This is a genomic window from Bradyrhizobium sp. Crot121 (genome assembly GCF_059512385.1).
The window spans coordinates 1-1,763 of sequence record NZ_JCAMOR010000222.1; the positions used below are offsets into that span (position 1 = coordinate 1).

Sequence of the window (1,763 nt, forward strand, 5' to 3'; positions counted from 1 at the left end):
CACCGACATCGCGCTGGGCGCGACGGTTGGAGGAGAATTTGTGGGTAATTGAAAGCCGGTGAAGGCCGCCTTGCCGAGTGAGGCGTGTTGTTGAGAACTGTCCTTATGGACAGTGATAGGCGCAGTGCCCAAGTCGAGCGGCTCGAAGTAGTGGACACAGGCCGACGGCGGCGCTGGTCCGAGGATGAGAAGCTCAAGATCGTCCTGGAGAGCTTGCAGGCGCCGCGCCAGGTCGCGGCGACGGCGCGGCGATATGGCGTTTCGCGCTCATTGCTGCTCCGGTGGCGACGGTCGTTTCGTCCCGAGCCGAAGGATGCCGCCCATCAAACGGGCTTCGTACCGGCGATGGTGGTCGCGGAATCGGGGCCGACGCTTGGTCCGGTCGGGCCGGCCGGCGGCGGCGCGATCGAGATCGAGTTTGCGGCCGGGGCTCGGATGCGGATCACGGGCACGGTCGACGCGGCGACGCTGAAGGCCGCGGTCGCGGCACTGGCAGATGGACGGCCGCGGTGATCCCCATTCCGCCCGCCGTACGGGTGTGGATTGCGACCGGCCACACCGACATGCGCCGCGGCATGAACTCGCTGGCGTTACTGGTGCAAGAGGCCTTCAGACGCGACCCGCACGGCGGCGACCTCTACGTGTTCCGAGGCAAGAGCGGCAAGCTGATCAAGATCCTTTGGCATGATGGGCTCGGCATGTCGCTCTACGCCAAGCGGCTGGAGCGCGGCCGCTTCCTCTGGCCGTCGTCGGCCGATGGCATTGTGACCATCACCCGAGCCCAACTTGGCTACCTGCTCGAGGGCATCGACTGGCGGATGCCGCAACACACTTGGCGGCCGCAGGCGGCGGGTTGATCGCTGGGATTTGAATCGACCACACGTCGGCAGTTCAGACACAGACAGCTTATTGTGATTCTCTGACCGGGATGGCGCCGATGATTCTCTCCCCGACGATGCGACCACGCTGAAGGCGATGCTGCGTGCCGAGCGGGTAGCGCGGTTGGCCGCGGAAGCGGACGCCCAGGCGCGGACCTTGCTGATCGAGAAGCTCAAACTCACGATCAAGAAGCGGCGGCATGAGAAGTTCGGACAGTCCTCGGAACGTGGCGCACTGTTGGATCAGCTCGAACTGCAACTCGCCGATCTGGAGGAGAACGCGGCGCAAGCCGAGACCGCGGCGCAGATGGCCGCAGGCGACAAGATTACGGTGCCATCGTTCGAGCGCCGCAAGCCGGTGCGCCGGCCGCTGCCGGAGCATTTGCCACGGGAACGCCTTGTCTATCCGATACCTGCGGCCTGCCCATGCTGCGGCGACCGCCGGTTACGCAAAATCGGCGAGGACGTGAGCGAGACGCTGGAGCTCATTCTGCGGCAGTGGAAAGTCATCCAGCGCGTGCGCGAGAAGCTCGTCTGCCGGGCCTGCGAAGCCATCACCCAGCCTCCGGCTCCCTCGCACCCGATCGCGCGCGGACGTGCAGGACCCAAGCTGCTGGCCCATGTCCTGTTCGCCAAATACGGCTTGCACCTGCCGCTCCATCGTCAGAGCGACGTCTACCGGCGCGAAGGCATCGACCTCGACGTCTCGACGCTGGCGGACTGGGTGGGCGCCTCCACGGCAACCCTGATGCCGCTGGTCGATGCGATCCGCGGCCATGTCTTTGCGGCCGAGCGCATCCACGCGGACGACAGTGTGCTGCAGAAGCACACAGAAAGGATGATCGTGATGATCTGATAATCTGTGAGCACAAGCTGTGACAGCGA

At 65.2% G+C, this 1,763-nt stretch carries 3 protein-coding genes; all 3 read left to right on the top strand.

The window, feature by feature from the left end:
- Positions 1 to 105 precede the first annotated feature (105 nt).
- The 3 genes from tnpA (at position 106) to AC5ZGW_RS46130 (ending at position 1,734) form a co-directional block, all read left to right on the top strand.
- Positions 106 to 513: an IS66-like element accessory protein TnpA gene (tnpA, locus tag AC5ZGW_RS46120; protein ID WP_463719014.1), complete on the top strand. Its 408-nt coding sequence runs from the start codon at positions 106 to 108 to the stop codon at positions 511 to 513.
- Positions 510 to 857, top strand: coding sequence for an IS66 family insertion sequence element accessory protein TnpB (gene tnpB / locus AC5ZGW_RS46125; protein ID WP_028169062.1), 348 nt, complete (start codon positions 510 to 512; stop codon positions 855 to 857). Before tnpA ends, tnpB begins: the two co-directional genes overlap by 4 nt.
- Positions 858 to 975: 118 nt before the next feature.
- Positions 976 to 1,734 (top strand): IS66 family transposase, encoded by a 759-nt coding sequence (locus tag AC5ZGW_RS46130; protein WP_080664167.1) that lies wholly within the window; start codon positions 976 to 978, stop codon positions 1,732 to 1,734.
- The last annotated feature ends 29 nt before the right edge of the window (positions 1,735 to 1,763 follow it).